The 2160-nt window shown below is 53.0% G+C and carries 2 protein-coding genes; both read right to left on the bottom strand.

Going from position 1 to position 2160, the window contains the following annotated elements; all coding sequences use genetic code 11:
* Positions 1-281 precede the first annotated feature (281 nt).
* On the bottom strand, positions 282-1523 hold the full coding sequence (locus tag ABTW62_RS13905) for a DUF2254 domain-containing protein (protein ID WP_430905170.1): 1242 nt from the start codon (positions 1521-1523) through the stop codon (positions 282-284).
* A gap of 5 nt (positions 1524-1528) precedes the next feature.
* Positions 1529-1864: a YetF domain-containing protein gene (locus tag ABTW62_RS13900; RefSeq protein ID WP_430905169.1), complete on the bottom strand. Its 336-nt coding sequence runs from the start codon at positions 1862-1864 to the stop codon at positions 1529-1531.
* Between the last annotated feature and the right edge of the window lie 296 nt (positions 1865-2160).

Below are 2160 nucleotides of genomic sequence, written 5' to 3'. Positions count from 1 at the left end.
TTAGAGAAACTTGCTACTAGTTGTTAATAGTATGATATGGCTTAATATCATAAGGTATAACATGATACAGAGGATCGCAGATGCCTTCTGCTGGCTGCGGATCGTCCTGGCGGTTGACTTGGGGGAAGGAGGCATGTGCTGCTCCAAGTCCCATCAGGATGCACCGTCGCGATCAGCCAAGCACTGCCGCTGCACGTTACAAGGAAACAATAATGGAGCAGCAACAACTATTCTTATCGATCCAACCGGCAGTGTTAATTGCCTCGACGCTATCCATGTGCTTACCCCGTCTCGCTTTTCGACCAAACCTTCGCCTTCGCACGAAAATTCTGCAAGGCTTCATGTCGCTCGGTAGGAAGTAGCGACTCCAGTAGATCGATGGCCCCTAGCAGTTTTTTCACAATCGAGTCGTTGTCCCGCCCATGGCGCAGAATATCGCCGAACGCCAACTCAACGGACGTCTCAAAGGAGTTCGTCTGGGCGATAAAATGGACTTTGCCCTCTTTAGTGCGGAGCGGCGCCGGCGGGCGGCGACTTCCCACGGCCCGTAAGATTTGCGTCAGACGGTCGATGCAATGCTTCGCGGTTGTGGGATCGTTGATGCTAGGCGAAAGGGCCTTGACTGCCATATCGCTTAACTCCAACAAGAAAAACTCCAAGTCCTGCTCCGGTGTGCGCTGCTCGCCGATGACAAACGCGTCGCGAATTTGTTTTTGTGTCTCATCACCCAGCGGCTCATTCGCCCACACTTCTGCTAACGGCTCCCCCTGAATCATGAATGCCCCCACTGGCCGAAGCATCCGAATGAGCAAATGCTGCTCTTCACCCAACCGAAACAACGATGAGTCATCCACCGCCTCAAGGTACCCTTCTTTCTCCACCGTGACAATCCGTGCCGCGTTCGAAGGCAAGTGTTCTTCCTCTGGCAGGGTGCCTTCTGGCTTACCGATCTCTTCGGGGAACAGCCGCTTCACGTGCTCCAATGCTGAAGTCGTCACCTTGACAAGAACCACCGCTGCCTGGATCGACCTGGCCGCATGATGGATAAAATGGATAAGAAATCCAATGCTCACCAGTGAAAAGAGGATCGCAACCGAGACGGCTATTTGCGGCACAAACTCTTCATTTTCTCCAGTCGAACGCACCACCCGCAGCACGAGTAGCGTGTAGGTAAAGGTGGCAATGAACACCCCAAGCACCATTTGGTTAGATTGATCCGCCATAAAATTTCGCAGGACTCTCGGAGTGAACTGGCTGCTGGAAAGCTGGAGCGCCACGATTGTCACCGAAAACACCACCCCCGTTACCGTGATGATACTGCCAGCAATGGTGCTGAGTATCTCGCGTGCGCCATCCAAACTAACGGCGATCAGCCAGTTTTCCTGAAATTTGGTGGTATCCATCGCCTGCTCCAGTTGTACGAGCCAGATGGCCAGTGCCGCTGCCAGCAATGTAAGCACCGTGGGAATAAACCACAGGCTATCGCGAACCCTGACCCACAGCATTCTTAACCGCGAGAACATCCTGTTCAGCTCCTATTTTCCGAGTGGAGGTGAACTGGGCGCACTTCCACGAGAGATGATCGGCCCGATTGTTTGCCACCTGGTATTACGGAGAAGGTACCATCGGTCTCCAGCACAACGCCCTCGACCTCATCTATCGCAAGAATGCCTTGCGAGCGAACCGCTTGGAGTATCTCCGACTGCGTCACCCTTTTCGCCTGCATCTCCTCCGTCAGAAACTTGCCACGGTATAACAACAATCGCGGCTCCGATCGTGCCAGCGCCGTTACTCTTTCCGCGAGTGCCACCTCCTTGGTCAGCAGTACGGTTGCCAGCGTTCGCTTGCCGGAAATGCGCAACATTAGATTAGAATCAGCGCGACGTAGGCAAGCCCGCCAACCAAAATCGTTCGTCCGAGAGTGGCCCAGTTACTGAAGAACATCTCGCTATTGAACATCGGGTTCCTTGCCGTCCGCCGTGGACTTTAGAATGCTAGTCGTCGCATTCTCAATTGCTTATCGGAAAAATAAACGCCCTTCTTCATAAGAATTAAATCTACCGGGAAACGGTTTGGTCGTCAACCTAACACGACAGGGCAATCGCATGAACACTTTACTGCTTTAACCCAAATAGCACTGCCGCTACTTCGATGCCGTTA

The organism is Nitrosomonas sp. ANs5 (assembly GCF_050584665.1).
Taxonomy (GTDB): Bacteria; Pseudomonadota; Gammaproteobacteria; order Burkholderiales; family Nitrosomonadaceae; genus Nitrosomonas.
Note: the sequence above shows the minus strand (reverse complement) of the source record. Positions and strands in the feature narration are given on the sequence as shown.